Origin of the sequence: Paenibacillus cookii, from assembly GCF_018333375.1 — a bacterium.
In the GTDB taxonomy this organism is placed as follows: Bacteria; Bacillota; Bacilli; order Paenibacillales; family Paenibacillaceae; genus Paenibacillus_AQ; species Paenibacillus_AQ cookii.
Genome location: NZ_BORW01000034.1, coordinates 1 through 16,752 on the forward strand (window position 1 = coordinate 1; position 16,752 = coordinate 16,752).

A 16,752-nucleotide genomic window follows, 5' to 3' on the forward strand; every position below is an offset into this window, starting at 1 on the left:
AAGTGAAAGAGACAAATTACACTGAGCCTGAACAATTTATTGTCAGGCTAGCGTCTTTAGGCGCAGTTTGGCAACAGGGGGTTATACCCCAAGTGCAAACCACCCGTTGGACGGGTGGTTATGATTGTGTGTTCGAATGCTGAAGACTCCCCACACAGTATGGAAAAATCCGCGCATGCCCGCAACCTTTTCCGCTCTAAACTGTTTTATATGTAAAAGGCTTTTTTAGGGAAGGGAACGACAAGTCCATGAAAGCCGCGTGGTTGGTTTCGTTGATCCTGCTCGGCGTCCTGGCGGCCGGGTGCCATCATCCTCATCGTTTTGAGGTCGAGGGCCGGATCGAAAGCGTCGATGCCGACAGGAATATGCTGCACGTCAGCGGATTTGAAGTGAAAGTCAAAAACGCGGCGGAGTACCGGGCAGGGGAATACGTGAAAGCCGTATTGGAAAGCCCCTATGCCGACAAGGACGTGTACGATCCGGCCAGAACGAAAACGGTAAGCGTTGAAAAGGGTGCCCCGCAATAACGTGATGCCGAGATCTTGGAGGTTGACATGAAAAAATGGTTTGCCGCATTGCCCCCGCTGCTGGCCGCCTGCATGCTGTCCCTGGGCTCTTCCGCGTCCGCGGCCGGATGGACGGATTACCGGCTGGTTGCCCACGCGCTCGGCGGGATCGACCAGAAGCCATACACCAATTCCTACGAGGCTTTTGTCACGAATTACGAAAAAGGGCAGCGCGTCTTTGAAATCGATCTGCAGTTTACGTCGGACGGTTGCCTGGTCGGGCGGCATGACTGGTCCCTTTATGCTTTTCAATCGCTTGGACAACCGGTTTCGGCAGACATGACCGGCGGGCCGCTTCCGCTTGACCGGATGAGGTCGTTAACGATGTTCGATCAATACCATCTGCTGACGTTTGGCGATATCGTCGATATTATGCACGAGTATCCGGACGCCTATTTTGTGACCGACACGAAAAGCACGGATTCGGATACGGTGACCGCTCAGTTCAATCAAATCGTAGAGCTGCTGAACGAGGACCCGCATATATTGAAGCGGATCATCCCGCAAATATATAACGAAAAAATGTACGGGGTCATCGAGCGCGTCTTTCCGTTCGAGTCTTACATTTATACGTTGTACCAGACGGCCGATTCGAACCAAAAAGTGTTGCAGTACGTCAAAAGCCGCCCGAAAGTTACGGCCGTCACCATGCCCGAATGGCGGGCGACCTCCGGATTTCTAAGCGGCCTGAAGCAGATGGGCAAGCGAAGTTTCGTCCATACGATCAATAGCCCCGAAGCGATGGACAAGTATAAGGCGAAGGGCGTTTACGGATTTTACACCGATTTTGTCACGCCGGAGGACTTAAGACGGTATGCTGCTAAAAAGGCTCAGCAAGGCGCGGCCAAAACGGCCAAAGCCGCTTTGCCGAAGCCGGATAAACGTACATAAATCGGCAGCCGGTTCCGCAGGAAAAGGCCAGCTCGATGAATGAATCGGTAAATGGAAGGAGAGTACGCGACCGCCATGATCGAGATCCTGTTGACCTTGGTAGGTTTGGTGATGCTGATCAGCCCCGCGACGTTCTGGAAAATAACCGAAAGATGGAAAAACAGCGGTGATGAAGAACCCTCCATGGGTTATGTCTGGGCGACCCGGTTTGGCGGAACGTTGTTCCTTCTGGCAGGCCTGGGCAGCGCGCTGGCGAAGATCTTTTGGACCTAGGGAGTATTCCTGAGGCACCGACAAGCAGAACCCGTAGAAGTAGCGCCGGAAGGCGGTCTCGTGCTTAAATACCCGTTGAAAGGCTGCCCATGGGCAGCCTTTTGTTTTTTTCATTACTGATTTGTTTTTTTTCGCGGAAGGAACAAGGCGGCAACTCCCCCGATTATCAATCCTGCGGCGGCCCAATACAAGGCGGTTTGGACACCGGAAGCCTGCGCGGCCAGCAGCGAGCTGCCGGTTTGCCCGTCAATGCCGGAATTGGCGATGAAGATCAGGAAGGCCATGCCGATCGCGTTGCCGATATTCAGCGTGGTTGTGGCCATGCCCGAGGCCACTCCTTGCTCCGAATGGGCCACGCCGGTGGAAGCGGCGATCCACATGCCGGTCCATACGACGCCCTGGCCGACACCGGAAACGATCAAGCCGGGAACGATCAGCAGGTAGCCGGAGTCGACACCCGCCCCCAGCGGGAGGAGGGCAGTACCCGCAATGCCGATCAGGAAGCCGCTCAGGAGCGTGCTGCGCATGCCGAAACGCGTGGCAAGCCTTTCTCCCCATTGGGTTCCGAGGGCGATGGAAAGCGAAGGCACGATAAATGCCAGACCGGTTTGCAGGGCGTTGAATTGATGCACATTCTGGAACAAAACCGTCAGGAAATAAGGGATCGCGCCAAATGTGCCCATGTAAAGAAAGGTTATGATCATGCCTGTGACGAGGCTGCGTCTCCGAAGGAGATGCAGCGGCATAAGCGGATCCGCGGTACGGATTTCGATCCGTACAAAAGCGAGAAACAACAGAAGGGACATGACGGCGCATACCAAAATGCTGACCGAACCCCATCCCGACTCCGGTCCCTGGACGAGAACATAAACAAGAAGGGTCGCGGCAGCGGTAAAGGTTAGCGCACCGGGGAGATCGAAGCGGCTTCTTCCCGATCGGGCGGAGTCGCGCGGAATCACGAAGAGGGCCGCAAGGGCTGCGCCGCCGGCGAAGAGCACGTTGACGAAGAAAACGGCTTCCCACCCAATGGCATTCGTTAGAATCCCGCCGAGAAGGGAACCGAGGGTCAGCCCGCTGGCCCCGGCTCCGCCCCACACCGCAAGGGCACGGTTTCTCCGGGGGCCTTCTTCATACAGCCGATTGATGAGCGACAAGGTAGCCGGAAAAAGAAACGCGGCTCCAATGCCTTGGAGCGCCCTGGCCATGATGATGACGAGCGGATTCCAAGCCAGCCCTCCGAGCAGAGAAGCCAGCGCAAACAGAAGCAGCGCCGAGACGAACATCCTTTTTTGCCCGAGCCGGTCCGAGGCGCGGCCGCCAAGGAGGAGGAAGCCGCCGCAAAAAATCGTATAGGCGCTGACCACCCACTGAAGGGATTGCTTCGAAAAGCCCAGCGCATGGCCCACTTCGGGAAGCGCGACGAACACGATATTAATGTCCAGGGAGTAGATCAACTGGGCAAACGCAAGAATCGCCAGACTCCAGCCCAAGGCTTTCTTGGACGCATCCGCTTTGTCCGCAGAGTGGGCAGCGGCAGTATCCCTACCCCTTGAAACTGTGGAGGATAAATCTTGTGGGGGCATGTAAAAAGCACCTCGTTTCAAAATATTTTGAAATGATTATATTTCAAGAAAAGTTGAATTGTCAACAAGGGAAGCGTATAATATTTTCCATGAGACCCAATTATGAAAATGATATGGCCAAAGCGGCCAAAGCACTCAGCGACCCGATTCGGATGAAGGTTTTGGTGATGATCAAAGAGGGCAGGCAGCCGGATTACCAGTCGCCTGTCTGCACGTTTGAGCCTGCTGCCGTGTGTCCTGCGGATTTGCAGCTTAAACTGGAGGACGTATCGCCGTCCAAACTGTCCTACCATTTGAAGGAGCTCAAGGAAGCGGGCTACATCAAAGAATGCAGGGAGGGAAAGAGGCACTATTATACGCTGCAGCCGGACAAACTGAAGGATTTTGCGGAGTCCTTGGGCTGGCTGTACGAATAAGAGGAGGCGGGCGGCACGGTATAGGGATGTGTAAACTCATGCCGGCACCTCTTTCGGATACAGCAAAAGCGCCTCCGGCATTGACGGGGGCGCTTCAAATTTGCAACCATGCAGCGCGAAGGGGCATTTTTCATAGAGGGCCAGGAAATAGCGGCGAAGGATGAACAAAGTCAACAACTTCATTGATTCCGTACCCGCTGCTTCGCTTAGGTCCTTTGGGGGAGATCGTGCAAATCGGTAAGGCTGAAGGATTTCGTCGCTTGGGTCGATCGGAACCTAATTCCCGGGCGGCATTTTGCATTGGGTCCAAGGCGATACTTATGTCGAGATGGACACCGGGAAAATCACCGAGGAGCAAATGATCGAAGTGGCAAGATCCATGAGGTAACGAAGATCGCAGAAAAAAAGGGGTATCCGGATTATGTGGCGGAATCTCCTGTTTTGTAATTGTATGATAAAATCGGAACTTGTGGTGGACTGATCTGCAAGTTATTGAATTTTGAATCCGGTATAACTATTATGGTTATAACGAGAGGGTGAAACAAATGAAAAAATTAAGCAGTCGTTTCTCGATTGCAGTTCATGTTCTCTGCTTGATACATTTAAGCCCCTCGCTTTGTACTGGGGATTTCATGGCAGCGAGCGTAAAGACCAATCCAGTTATCATTCGCAATATTCTTGCCAAACTCAAAAAAGCAGGACTTGTTGATGTACGTCCAGGAGTGGGAGGAGCATTTTTGCTGAAGAACTTGGAAGAGATCACGTTGCTGGACGTATACAATGCAGTGGAAGTTATTGACAATGGTGAGTTGTTCAATATACATGCAGAACCAGATCCAAATTGTCCGATAGGAAAAAATATGGTAGCTGTTCTGCGGTCAGAAATGAGAGCGGCTCAATCAGCAATGGAACAGAGGCTAGCTCAGGTTTCATTGAGACAATTGGTTACAGAACTGGGCAAATAGAATGGCGTTTTACTGAGCCATTTTTTTTGAACTCGTTATAATCAAAGTTATTATAACAATTTTGGTTATAACCTGATTATAGAAAAATAACGAAAGGAAGATCAGTTCATGAAGATTATTGTTACAGGAGCAACAGGTCAACTTGGAGGTCTCGTTATTCAACATTTACTCAAAAAGGCTCCGACAAATCAAATTGTTGCAGTCGCACGCAATCTCGAAAAAGCCTCTGATCTTGCGGAGTTTGGCATTGAAGTCCGTCAGGGAGATTATAATAATCCGGAATCTCTTCACGATGCATTTGTCGACGGAACCAAACTCCTGTTTATCTCAAGTTCAGAGACCGATGATCCATTACGTGTCGTCCAACATGCCAATGTCGTCAAAGCCGCCCGAGATGCAGGTATTAAGCAAATTGCCTATACCGGCTTTGCTTTTGCCGAAGATAATCCATTCGCTCTCGTTCATATGGCTACGGAGTATGCGATTCGCACGACGAATATTCCATACACCTTCTTGCGTAACGGTGGTTATACAGAGTTTTTTGTTAATCCATCACTAAAAGCAAACGTAGAAAACGGGACGATCATTACAAATGCCAATAAGGGAAAAGTGAATTCGGTTAGCCGTAGTGATCTGGCTCTTGCTGCCGCCACAGTTCTGACAGAGGATGGACATGAGAACAAGGAATACAACCTTGTTTCCAATAATCCTTGGAGCTTTGATGATTTGGCTGAAATTCTTTCCGAAGTTTCTGGGAAAAGTGTTGTCCATCAATCGGTTTCCTTTGAAGAAGAGAAGAACATACTCGTTCGAGCAGGTATGCCGGAATCTTTTGCTGAAACTACGGCTTTTATCTATACCACAATTGCAGAGGGGAAAATGGCAAGAACGACCGATGATTTACAAAAGCTAATTGGATTTCAAACGCCTATTAAAGAGATCGTCATAAAAGCCTTGCAAGGCTAAGTCATGAGCATGCAGCCCAATTTTTGCAAGACTGAAGGTATCAGAATGGACATACTCAATCTATCCCGTTTAAAAATTTACGGTATATTAGAAAGCGAGCATGACTTACAAATACAGGTGGAGATAACATCTCCACCCCAGAGTGTCGAGAAAGTCCAACGGACTTTTCGACACTCTATTTTTTATATGGGGAATCATATCTTTTAAAATAAAAATCGATTTAAAGCGCTCTGAGAACCCTACTTCAGTGACCGACGAGGCAATTTTAAACCCCCTGCAAAAAACAGGGGGTTTCTCGACAGCCTGAGGTGGAGATAACATCTCCACCCTCTTCTTGTCCTCATTGTGGATGCGTAGCGAATCTTTATAAACATAGCAGCCGTGAGCAGATTTGTATGGACTTACCAATTCGCGGAAAGCGAGTAGGACTTTGCATTAGACGTCAAAGATATAGATGTCGTGAATGTAACCAAACCTTTTGGGAACGAATAGATGACATTATTGATGATAAGAGAAACTGTACCAAACGACTCTTGGCCTATATCGAAAAGCAAAGCCTTAAAAGAACTTTCGTAAGTATCTCCGAAGAGGTAGGCATGGACGAAAAGACGATCCGCAATATTTTTCGTGTCTACGTTAATCATCTGGGAGAAACCATTCGTTTCGAAACACCTCAATGGCTCGGGATCGATGAAATTCATATCATTAAACCTCGATGCGTCCTAACCAATATAGAAGAGCAAACATTGTTCGACATCCTTCCAGATCGGAATAAGGAAACGGTTATCAGTTATCTTTCAAGGCTTCCTAACAAAGAACGGAAGCGTTTCATCCTTCTCAAACGCAATAAAGAGCTTTCAGAGAGGGATACGTTTATTCTCGATGTATGGACGAAGAATTACCCTTCCCTTAGAATTGCGTATGAGTTAAAGGAAACATTCCTCGATATATGGGAATGCCCTAATAAACAATTGGCGATCCTCAAATACTGCGATTGGAAGGCTAAGATACCGATTGAAATCGAACCTGCTTTCAATGCATTAACGAAAGCCATGAATAACTGGGAAAGAGAAATCTTCGCTTATTTTGACCACCGAATCACAAACGCCTATACAGAGTCTCTAAATAGCTTCATTCGAGTAACAAACCGATTGGGAAGAGGTTATTCGTTTGAAGCCCTAAGAGCTAAGATCCTATTTACAAAAGGGCTAATTAAACAGCGTAAACCGAAGCATCAGCGGCGTTTGGATGGTTATGAGCTTCGTGAAGAGAACTTTCCAATGTTCAAAGTACCCCTTATTTACGTTCGAGATCAGGAGGAACGTAAGTATCTTGGAATTGACCTTCCTGCCTTAATCGAGAAATTGGAGAAGGGCCAATGATAAGCCCTTTTCCACCACATCATCCGGATACCCAAAAAAAGCTGCCGAATCAGCGAATTGAACGCGGGCATGCCTCCGCACACTTTCCTTAACAAAACACAAGCCCATCGATAAAAAAGACATGTCTTTCCATACCTGCGCAAGTTAAAATGTAAGCGATTTCAAAATAGAGGGGATGCGGAATGAAATGCTAGCAAATTCGCATGATCCTCATTTCAGAGAGGTGGGATTCTATTGATGGGCTCGATGAAAAAGCTTGGCCTCGGCTTCATGATTTTGCTGCTGATGCTTCCGGCCATGTCCGGAGGCAGGGAAAAAGCGGCTGCGGCCGGCGATTCCGGTACCAATCTGGCGCTCGGCAAAAATGCCCAGGCCAGCTCCGGAAAGGCCGGCAATGCCGTGGACGGCGATCCTGCGACCGTCTGGCAGCCGCTGGCCGCGGACCGCGGAGACGATATGAACGTCTGGATATCGGTCGACCTCGGCGCCAAGGAAACCTTCAACAAAGTCATGTTTCATCTCAATCGCGCGGATAACCTAAAGGATTATCAAATCCTATATTCCGACGACAACGGCAGCTGGAATCAGGCATACGGCAAAAATAAAGATTTGACGGCAACGGAGGCAGCGATGTTCGAAAACGTGTCCGCAAGATATATCAAACTCCATCTCAATTTAAGCAAAGACTTGAACGTGCAGTTGTCCGAACTTGAAGTGTATCACAGCACGGAAGCGCCGGCCCCCGCCGGGCTGAAACGGATCTATTTTACGGACCCGGGCGGAAAGGAATACCCGAACAATGCCGAAATCCGCTTGAATAAAGGCGAACAGGGAACCCTGGTCCTGAAGGGCGAACTGGACTCCGGGCAGGAAGTGGATTTGACGCCTTACGCCAAGACGTTTGCGTCCACGACGCAGGACGTGAGCATCGCCCCTTCGGGAGCGTTTACGGCCAACCAGGCGGGCGCGGCGCTTGTGCATGGCGTAGTGCAAACGGCGACGCAGCTGAAAACGAATGATTTTTGGATCGTGGTCGATGATCCGAACGCGTTTTTGGATGAGAAATACGTGATGAACTCCACGCTCGCCCATCCGCATATCCCAAGCGAAATCGGCCAGCCTGCACTCATCGAGCCGAAAGATGCGTATCCTTCCGTGTCGACCATCTCCAACGTGAACGGCAACCTGAGCGGCGAACTGATCTACGGCGGCAAGGTTATTGCCAAGCTGGATCCGATCTCGGTGTCCAAAGGGGAGACCAAGCAGTGGACGCCTGCGGGTGCAGCGGATCAGAAAGGCCGGTACGAAATCCGGCTGAAGATGGAGCAAGCAGGCAAGCCTCCGGTATACGACTCCTTCTACTTTACCGTATGGAACAAAAAGAAGATTCCGAAGGATCAGAGCCAAATCGCCTTTCTTGGCGATGACGGCAAGCTGGTGTACGTAAGCGACTTCCGCGGCAATCAAATTCTGGATTTCTCGAATGCCGGCTACATGGGCGGCGGCGTAAAAATCCCGAACGTCAAAGTGAAGGCGACGGTGAAGCCGGGGGACGGGGACGACACGGCCCGCATTCAGGCGGCCATCGATGAAGTGTCTCAATTGCCGGTGGGCAAGGACGGCTTCCGCGGAGCGGTTTTGCTTAAAAAAGGGAAATACGAGGTCGGAGGCACGCTGAAAATCAAAGCCAGCGGCGTCGTGCTGCGTGGCGAAGGGCAGGATGACAAAGGCACCCTCATCTACGGCACGGGAACGACGCCGCGCAATCTGATCGAAATCGGGGAAAATACGGGCCTTAGCATCGATAACGACTCCATGAGAACGATCACCGATCTGTACGTGCCTTCCGGCTCCCGGACCTTCCACGTGGACGATGCCAGCGGGTATCAGGTCGGCGATACGGTGGTGGTGCGCCGGATCGGCGACAAAAACTGGATTCACGAGATCGGCATGGACTACATTTATAATCGCCCGGGCGGAACCGTCACGCAGTGGTCGCCGTTTAACCTCGATTTTGACCGCGTCATCACGGCGATCGACGGCAACACGATTACGGTGGATGCGCCTATCGCCAATGCCATCGAGCAAAAATGGGGCGGCGGGCAGCTGTTCAAATATACGGATGGTGCCCGGATCGAGCAGGTCGGCGTGGAGAACATGCGCGCGGATACCGAGTTCGACCCGAGCGTGATGGATACGGTGATGGACAACGACAAAACCGATCCGTATCATGCCGACGAAAAGCACGCGGAACGTTTCGTCGTTTTTAACAGCGTCAAAAACGGCTGGGTCCGCGACGTGACGGGTTACCATCTGTCGTATTCGCTGGTGCAGATGAGCCGCAACTCCAAATGGATTACGGTGCAGGACAGCCAAATGTACGACATGGTCAGCATCATTACCGGCGGCCGCCGTTATGTGATCCACCAGATGGGGCAGCTGAATTTGGCGCAAAGGATTTACACGGAAACGGCGCGGCATGCTTTTGTCGTCGACAGCCGGGTGCAGGGGCCAAACGTGTTCCTGGACGGCAAGGCGACCCTAAACTACAACACGAGCGAACCGCATCACCGCTGGTCGGTCGGCGGCCTGTTCGACAACATCGATGCGCCGATCTCCATCCGCGACCGCGGCTGGCTGGGCAGCGGGCATGGCTGGGCGGGAGCGAACTACGTCTCCTGGAATACGGAAAACGAGCTCACTTCGCAGCAGCCGCCGACGGCGCAAAACTACGCGATCGGACATGCGGGTCCGAAGGTGCCCGGCCTCGTGCCAAGCGAATACGACCCGCGTCCGCGCAGCGACGGTTACTGGGAAAGCCTCGGCAAACACGTGAAGGTCGAAAGCCTGTACAAACAGCAGCTGCTGGAACGTCTGGGCAAAAAAGCGCTGGACAACATCAAACGATAGATTTTGGTTTGGCAAACGAAGCTATGGATGCCGCGGGCGGCGTCCGTAGCTTTCTTTTTTCAGGTTAGGTAGAATAGGGGCATGGCCTAGCATTTGGTTAAAAAATAGCGATATTTATGCCGCTGGGAGGGCAGCACTCAAAATGAGAAACGAACAACAATTCATGGATTTGCTCGTCGATTTTGCCGTCAATGATCCCCGGATCCGAATGGTCACGCTGGAAGGGTCGCGAACCAACGTCAACATTGCCCGGGATGCGTTCCAGGATTTCGATATTTCGTATTTTGTGACGGATATGGATTCGTTCAAAGCAAGCGATGAGTGGCTGAACGTTTTCGGGGAACGCTTGATGATGCAAAAGCCGGAGGACATGGAGCTTTTTCCGCCTGAACTCGGCAATTGGTTTTCGTACATCATTCTTTTTGAGGATGGGCTTAAATTGGATCTAACGCTTATTCCGGTAGCCGAGTCCGATGAATACTTTGCAGGCAGCGACGGTTTGGTCGATGTTTTGCTGGACAAGGACGGTTTCGTCAAACGCGAGGTTCGTCCGAGCGACCGGCAGTATTGGATCCACAAGCCGACCGCCAGGGAATTCGACGATTGCTGCAACGAGTTTTGGATGGTGTCCACGTACGTCGCCAAGGGACTGGCCCGCAAAGAGATTCTGTTTGCCATCGACCATTTGAACGAGATTGCCCGGCCCAATTTGCTGCGCATGATGTCTTGGCAGATCGGAACAGAGAAGGGCTTCTCTTTTAGCGTCGGCAAAAACTATAAATTCATCGACCGTTATCTTCCGCCGGAAGATTGGGAAAAGCTGCTGTCCACGTATGCCGGGCACGGTTACGCAAGCATGCGGCAATCTTTATTGACTTGTTATGAATTGTTTCGGAAATATTCCAAAATGGTATCCGCCAGCCTGGGCTACGACTATCCGGATTATGACGCGGCCATCACGGGCTACACGGAACGGATTATGCAAAATCTAACACTCCATGACAAAGATCGATAAAAGTGCTATGCTGAAATAGAAAGAAAACACAACTTTTTTCGGCGAGGGATGTTGAAAAATCCTATGATTTCATGCGGCTTCTTTTCTCTGAAAGAGGCTGCTTTTTACGGAAAAGTTTGTGAAAAATATCATTTGTTCGGTGATGTTGTTTCGCCGAATCCATATTCCCGAAAGAATAGGGGTATCCTTAGAAGAAAGGAGCATCGGTGAACATGCTCAAGCAATTTCGAAAAGCTTCCCGGTTCGGCGTCGTGCCGGTCATGCTCATCCCGGTTGCGCTGGGCGCGCTCGGCGCGTTTGTGTGGGACGGCGTGTTTAACGTCTGGCTGTTCCTGATTACGCTGGTCGGGGCGGCGGCCGCGCATTTGTTTTCCAACATGATCAACGACCTGTGGGATTACAAAAGCGGAACGGACACCGCGGCGAAAGAAGCGGTTGACGCCGTTTCGACCAACTCCGGGTTTTTGACGAACCAGGTATGGAGCGTCCGCAAGTTTGCGGCCATCACCTGGGGACTTTTTGCGCTGGCTGCCGTTTGCGGCATCGTGCTGGCGATCTGTTCCGGCATCTGGGCGTTTGTTTTCGGAGCCCTCGGCGGGCTGATCGCTTACTTTTACGTGGCGCCTCCGCTGAAGTTCGGGTACCGGGGGAAAGGGTACAGCGAAATCGCGATCCTGCTCTCCTTCGGCGTGCTTCCGGTCATGGGCGCTTATTACGTGCAGACTTCCCATTTGGATTTGCGGGCGCTGCTGCTGTCGCTGCCGATCGGACTTTTAACGACGCTGATTTTGTTCAACCACCATTTTCTGCATTGGCAGGCCGACCGTCAGGCGGGCAAACGCACGCTGGTCGTCGTATGGGGCGAGAAGCGGGCATTGGCGTTTTCCAGATTCCTGCTTTTTCTGGCCGCCGTCATGCTGGTCATCAGCGTCATTGCTGGTGCGCTTCCGGTCTACGGTTTGCTGGCGCTGCCGGCCATGCTTCCGCTTTACCAGGTATACGGCAGGCTGAAGCCGCAAAACAGCTCCCATGCTTATTTGCCTTTGATGGGCGCATCCGTCAAATCGGCGCAGCTGAGCGGTCTGATCATGATCGTGTGCCTCGTGATTCAAGGACTGATTTGATTTGCTTATCCCATCCGTAAAAGAAAGGAAGTCTTAGCCACATGGAACAACAAAAAGTGATCGGCGATTTTCATACCATTTTGTCGGAAGGCGAGGTTTGGAAAATCGGCGGGTTTCCGCTGCCGGACGGTTCGTTCTGGGAATACCGCGAGCCGGATGCGGTCGTGATCGTCCGCAACGGCATCCTGTACGTGCGCGCTCCGCTGAGCCGCCAAAACGACCAGATTCAAATTTTGGACAACGCCAAACATATGTATTATTCGGTGGAAACGATCAAGGTGCCTGAATCCGGCGAGGTCAGCTTTGAGCTGCAAATTCGCGCCCGCACGCAAAATACGGTTCCGGGCGACCTGTACGACGGTTACGTGTCGCTTAACCTGCTCGATTTTACGACGGGAGCGGCGCTCGACTTTTTTGCCGGAAACGACAAGTACGCCAGCGTGTACGCGGTGCTTCCTTTCCCGGGGGTTGAGGTGCCGCCGTCCGATAAAACGCGTTATTTCTGCATTTTCAAGGAAGATACCAACTTCAAAGCACGCGAGTTCAACACGTACAAAATCACGTATGACCGCGGCAACGATGAGGCCGTGTTTTACCTGAACGGGGAAGAAATCCGCCGCGAAAAACAGATTCCGATCAAATTCAACGAATTTACGATCGCGCTCGGCATCATGACCGAAAAGGACATTTCGCCGGAAGGCAGCGTGTCCGTCCACGGGCAAACGGTCATCGCGGAATATTCTCCGGTCACCGTGACGATCAAAGACGGAAGCCACTCCGGCAGCACCAAGGAAGAGAAGTAATATTCGATGGAAAGAGGCGTCCCTGACTCCGTTGTCGGAGGGAAGGGGCGCCTTTTTTGATTCAGAAGCCATCATATTCGGGGCTGTTTTTTAGAGGACGCGCGAACGCCGGGGAGCAGGTGCCGCCGATGGCGTGAAAATGCGATCCGCAGGGGTGTTGCCAAGCACCCGGATCCCCGCAACCAACGCGATCAGGAAACAGGCGCCCGCCGCAACCGTCGGAACCGACCATTCAAGAACGGCATGGCCCAAAACCGTCTGCCAGCCGATCGCGATCAGCCCCAGCACATAAGCGATGCCGGCCACTTGAACCAGCCGCAGCCGCGTTGCCCTGGAAAGGGAAGAACGCTCCGCCAACCAGCCGACGAGCGGGATCGCCTGAAGCGCGTGGAAACCCAAGCCGTGCAGCCAAATGATGTTCCCGTGAAGGCCCACCGTCCGGCCCTGATTCACCGAAATCCAAATGCCCGCGGCAAACGACAGCGTGACGGCAACCATGGCATAGCGAATGCCGGTTGCAAATTCCGGATAGTTGGCGTATACCTTGGGAGGGAAATAGGTAATGGCGACGGCCAGGTAAAAGAGAACGAGAAGCAATGCGACAAAAGCGAAAATATTGCCGACCGCCTCGTCGAAGGGAGTGCCCCCAACGACAAACCTTGGATTCACGCCGCGAAAATTTTGCACGGTTTCGGCTGCATAGGAATAAAGCGCAAGCACGATATACGGATACCGGAAGAATGCCCTGCTTTTGCTCCCCAGACCGGAATACGGCAGGATGGCCGCCGTGGACAGCAGAAAGATGCCGATGGCTGCGTTAAAAGAGAACGCATTTAGGATGTTTCCTCCCGGAGCCGCCTCGCTCCCGAATGCGAGCACCCAAAGCCCGCAAAACGCCGAGAGCAAAAAACCGAGCACGGATGTTAGCACGAGCCATTTTTCGCCTTCAAACAAACGGATGGCTCCGCTTTGTTTCGTACTTCTGACCTTTCTCACAACGAATCTCCCCAATCCAGTTCAATTTTGAAATTAACTGTATTTTATTGGGAATCGGGCCGTGCTGCCTCCATCCGGGGACTGGACTTCTTCCTGGACCTTGGTCGATGGGATCCCCGACTTCAAGCGGGGAAGCGAGGGGAGCACCGGAATCGCCGGCTCAATCCTTAATTTAGGACTAGATGCCCATTAAAAAACATCGAATATTGTCGATAAACAACATTAGATTCCATCAAACCGGCCGGAAAAGCCGTCCTCCGGAACGCAGGCCGCGCATGGAGGCACGGAAGCACCGGCTGAATCAGGCAATCGCCATTCGAAGGAGATGAATTATCGTTGAAAACAGCAAGAAACCTGCTCATGCTTGCGCTGGTCTTTATCTTGACGGTCGGCCTTGCCGGAATGACTTCGGCTTCAAGCGGCAAGAAAGCGGATTCAAAAGGCGCCAAACCGCCGTTTGCCCACGACTTTAACGACATCGGGGATGCGGATTGGGCCGAAGCCTACATCGCCAAAATGAAATCGAAAAACGTCCTTCAAGGGTTCGAGGACGGATCCTTCCGGCCGAATCAGCCGGTCACCCGGGTAGAGGCGATCGTCATGGCCGTGCGGCTGCTCGGATTGGAAGACCAGGCCAAAGCCCAGAAGCCGGATGCGAAGCTTCATTTCAAAGATGCCGAACTGATCGGCAAAAAATATCCTTGGGCGAAGGGTTATATTTTGGCGGCGCTGGAAAACGGCTTGTTCGACGCTTCCGAGCAAGCGGTGCAGCCTGAAAAGCCGGCAAGCCGCGTATGGATTGCGGGGTTGCTCGTCAAGTCGCTCGGGCTGCAGTCCGAGGCACTGCATGAAATGACGAAGACGCCGGCGTTCAAGGATGCGGCTGCCATTCCTGCCGGTTCCGTCGGTTATGTGAACGTTGCGATCGAAAAGGGGATCATCAGCGGCTATCCGGACGGCACGTTCAAACCGAACAAAAACGTGACCCGGGCCGAAATCGCCGCCTTGCTGGACAGAACGAACGGCGGTCTGCTCGATCAGGCCGGCGCGGTTAAAGTGAGCGGCGTGATCCAGAACATTGAATTCAACCAATCCAAAACGGAAGGCACGACCCCGGCCACGGTCAACGGCAGCGTGACTATCGCTACATACGCGAACCAATCGTTCACCTACGGCATTTCGTCCGAACTGCTCGTGTCGTACCATACCAAATATGTCCGCGCAGACCAATTGGCGGTTCATGACTCCGTACAGCTGGTCGTATTGGACAACATCGTCCAAGAAGCCGTCCTGCTCGATGAGAAGCCGAATGATGGCGGGAAAGATTCCGCACCGAATCCGGGCGAGCCGTCGAAGGTAACGGTCGTTCAATTGAGACTTGAAATGAAGCTGACCGGCCAGGGCGAAGTGGAAGTGGAATACGAAAACAAAAAAGGGAAAATCGAAGCGGAGTTCGAGCGCAAGTCCGGCCAAACCCGAGAGAAGCTGGAAGGAAAACCAGCCGCGGCGGCCATCGAAAAATGGCTGAGCGATGCGGCGATGACCGAGCGGACGAATCCCGAGGATGCCCTCAGCAAACTGGTCTCGGTGCTTAACGTGAATCCGGGCGACGTCCAAGAGATCGAGCTTTCGGTGAAATTCTCGAACGGAAAAGAAATCAACATCGAAAAAAGGCAACCGGAACAAAACCAAAGCAAGGGCAAACATGAAGACAGCCATGGACCCGGAAATGGAAAAGGCCACGGGAAGGGTAACGGCAAAAAGTAACGAGAACGGCACATCATGCATAAAAACATCTGGTCCCCTATGGGCAACGTAAATGTGCAACAGCCTCCGCATTCGCGGAGGCTGTTTGATTTTTTCCCCGCCAAAAAAACCGCCCCAAATTGTTTTGGGACGGCATCATCAGCTTTAAAGCTTTTTTTTATCAGGCAAAGCCCGTTTATTTTTTCAAATCCTCAATCGAGTTGATGTCCACGTAGGACGGCACGACAAGCCCGGTTTTGACGCCGGTCATGTTGGCGCCGAGGTCATCGACTTTATCCTTGTATTTGTCCATGTAATCCGCGTGGGTCAGCGGCAGCCATGCCGCGGCAGTCGCGTCCACGTCGCCGTTGGCGACTCCGGTCCACATCGGGCCGGCTTCGACCTGCAAGGCCGTTACCTTGTAACCAAGCTTCTCTTGAAGGATATATTGGAGCAGATTGGTGCTGGCGATTTCCGAATCCCAGGCCACATAGCTGAGCTTCAGCTTATTGCCGCTTACCGGCTTCAGATCCTTGATCCATTCGTTTACGCGGTCGGGATGGTCTTCGGCCCATTTTTTCGCCGCATCTTCGGGTTTGGCGCCTTCTTCGATGGCGGTCATGATTTCGCCCATTTCATCCGACGTCCATTCGAAACGGTCCAGAAACTCGTAGGCCGTCGGCTCATCCTCTTTCAAGCCTTTGCGGGCCACGGTGTGAATCTCTTCGGCTTCGCCGTATACCTTTTTCGGGTCGTCCAGATATTTCAGATCGTATTTGGAGAACATCCAGTGCGGCGTCCAGCCGGTAATGATGACGGGCTTTTTGGCTTTGATGTCTTTGGCCAGCGTCGCGGTCATGGCCGCACCGGAGCCTTCGATCAATTTCCAGTCCGACAAGCCGTATTCCTCGATCGCTTTGCTGGTGGCCTTCATGATGCCCGCGCCCGGGTCGATGCCGATGATTTCGTGATTGACTTGCTTGCCGATGGATTCCGCGGAGCTTCCGTTCTCCGTTTTGCCGTTATCCGCGCCGCCGCTGCCGCTGTTGCAGGCAGAAAGCGTCAGCACGCCGGCGAGACCGAGCAGCATCAACCATTTGCTTTGTTTTTTCATCT

Annotated in this window: 14 protein-coding genes and 1 pseudogene; 12 read left to right on the forward strand and 3 right to left on the reverse strand. The window is 52.3% G+C overall.

Going from position 1 to position 16,752, the window contains the following annotated elements:
* The first annotated feature begins 248 nt into the window (after positions 1-248).
* From KI367_RS22015 to KI367_RS22025, 3 genes are all read left to right on the forward strand, one after another.
* A complete protein-coding gene (locus KI367_RS22015) occupies positions 249-527 on the forward strand; it encodes a hypothetical protein (protein ID WP_212952175.1) in 279 nt (92 codons plus the stop codon).
* Between the two features lie 27 nt (positions 528-554).
* On the forward strand, positions 555-1,457 hold the full coding sequence (locus KI367_RS22020; RefSeq protein ID WP_212952176.1) for a phosphatidylinositol-specific phospholipase C/glycerophosphodiester phosphodiesterase family protein: 903 nt from the start codon (positions 555-557) through the stop codon (positions 1,455-1,457).
* A 75-nt stretch (positions 1,458-1,532) separates the two neighbouring features.
* The gene (locus KI367_RS22025) at positions 1,533-1,730 is read left to right on the forward strand and encodes a DUF6199 family natural product biosynthesis protein (protein ID WP_212952177.1); all 198 of its coding nucleotides are present in this window, start codon (positions 1,533-1,535) and stop codon (positions 1,728-1,730) included.
* Positions 1,731-1,843: 113 nt separating this feature from the next.
* Here the strand turns inward: KI367_RS22025 and KI367_RS22030 are convergent, their stop codons facing one another.
* Entirely contained in the window at positions 1,844-3,220 is a 1,377-nt protein-coding gene (locus KI367_RS22030) for an MFS transporter (protein WP_212952178.1), read from the reverse strand.
* Positions 3,221-3,402: 182 nt separating this feature from the next.
* On the opposite strand from KI367_RS22030, the gene KI367_RS22035 reads away from it, so the two are divergent.
* The 8 genes and pseudogenes from KI367_RS22035 (at position 3,403) to KI367_RS22070 (ending at position 12,894) form a co-directional block, all read left to right on the forward strand.
* Positions 3,403-3,729 carry an ArsR/SmtB family transcription factor gene (locus KI367_RS22035; protein ID WP_197070098.1) on the forward strand — a complete coding sequence of 109 codons (327 nt, stop codon included), beginning with the start codon at positions 3,403-3,405 and terminating at the stop codon, positions 3,727-3,729.
* A 545-nt stretch (positions 3,730-4,274) separates the two neighbouring features.
* A complete protein-coding gene (locus KI367_RS22040) occupies positions 4,275-4,694 on the forward strand; it encodes an Rrf2 family transcriptional regulator (RefSeq protein ID WP_212952179.1) in 420 nt (139 codons plus the stop codon).
* Between the two features lie 108 nt (positions 4,695-4,802).
* Positions 4,803-5,660, forward strand: a complete 858-nt coding sequence (locus KI367_RS22045; RefSeq protein WP_036715693.1) for an SDR family oxidoreductase — start codon at positions 4,803-4,805, stop codon at positions 5,658-5,660.
* A 305-nt stretch (positions 5,661-5,965) separates the two neighbouring features.
* Positions 5,966-7,042 (forward strand): annotated as a pseudogene (locus tag KI367_RS22050) (transposase); the annotation flags it as partial.
* Between the two features lie 237 nt (positions 7,043-7,279).
* Positions 7,280-9,952 (forward strand): discoidin domain-containing protein, encoded by a 2,673-nt coding sequence (locus KI367_RS22055; RefSeq protein WP_246537165.1) that lies wholly within the window; start codon positions 7,280-7,282, stop codon positions 9,950-9,952.
* 142 nt (positions 9,953-10,094) lie between these two features.
* Positions 10,095-10,967, forward strand: coding sequence for an aminoglycoside 6-adenylyltransferase (ant(6), locus tag KI367_RS22060; RefSeq protein ID WP_036713062.1), 873 nt, complete (start codon positions 10,095-10,097; stop codon positions 10,965-10,967).
* A 212-nt stretch (positions 10,968-11,179) separates the two neighbouring features.
* Positions 11,180-12,091 carry a prenyltransferase gene (locus KI367_RS22065; RefSeq protein WP_246537166.1) on the forward strand — a complete coding sequence of 304 codons (912 nt, stop codon included), beginning with the start codon at positions 11,180-11,182 and terminating at the stop codon, positions 12,089-12,091.
* 41 nt (positions 12,092-12,132) lie between these two features.
* Complete coding sequence (locus KI367_RS22070; protein ID WP_052147167.1) at positions 12,133-12,894, forward strand: DUF6081 family protein; 762 nt, start codon at positions 12,133-12,135, stop codon at positions 12,892-12,894.
* A 90-nt stretch (positions 12,895-12,984) separates the two neighbouring features.
* Here the strand turns inward: KI367_RS22070 and KI367_RS22075 are convergent, their stop codons facing one another.
* Positions 12,985-13,890 (reverse strand): hypothetical protein, encoded by a 906-nt coding sequence (locus KI367_RS22075; protein WP_246537167.1) that lies wholly within the window; start codon positions 13,888-13,890, stop codon positions 12,985-12,987.
* Positions 13,891-14,226: 336 nt separating this feature from the next.
* Here KI367_RS22075 and KI367_RS22080 point away from each other — a divergent pair, with 336 nt between their 5' ends.
* Complete coding sequence (locus KI367_RS22080) at positions 14,227-15,657, forward strand: S-layer homology domain-containing protein (protein WP_052147168.1); 1,431 nt, start codon at positions 14,227-14,229, stop codon at positions 15,655-15,657.
* A 175-nt stretch (positions 15,658-15,832) separates the two neighbouring features.
* Here KI367_RS22080 and KI367_RS22085 read toward each other — a convergent pair whose 3' ends face one another.
* Entirely contained in the window at positions 15,833-16,750 is a 918-nt protein-coding gene (locus tag KI367_RS22085; protein WP_212952181.1) for a glycine betaine ABC transporter substrate-binding protein, read from the reverse strand.
* Positions 16,751-16,752 lie beyond the last annotated feature (2 nt).